The organism is Alitiscatomonas aceti, from assembly GCF_025567195.1.
Lineage (GTDB): Bacteria > Bacillota > Clostridia > Lachnospirales > Lachnospiraceae > Alitiscatomonas > Alitiscatomonas aceti.
In genome coordinates, this window is record NZ_JAOQJF010000095.1 from 1 (window position 1) to 370 (window position 370).

At 50.3% G+C, this 370-nt stretch carries 1 pseudogene; it reads left to right on the forward strand.

The window, feature by feature from the left end:
* Positions 1–370 (forward strand): annotated as a pseudogene (locus OCV69_RS16655) (hypothetical protein); the annotation flags it as partial.

Below are 370 nucleotides of genomic sequence, written 5' to 3' on the forward strand. Positions count from 1 at the left end.
AACCGTGAGCTCCTGGAGGCATGTCAGAGCCTGAAGGAATATATGCTCTTCGTGGAACAGGTACGGAAGTATGCCGCATTCCTGGAGCTGAACGAAGCAGTGGACCGGGCCGTCAATAAATGCATCCGGGATGGGATCCTTTCAGACTTTCTCTCAAAGCATAAAGCGGAGGTGATCGCAGTGAGTATCTTTGAATATGATGAAGAACGGGAGATCCGCCTCATACGGCAGGATGAATTCCGGCAGGGACAGCAGAATATCCTCAGAAATCAAGTTCATAAAAAGCTCCAAAAGGGAAAATCCCCAGCCGTTATCGCAGATGAGCTGGAACTGGAGCCGGAGGTAGTGGAAACGCTGATACAGGAGCTTC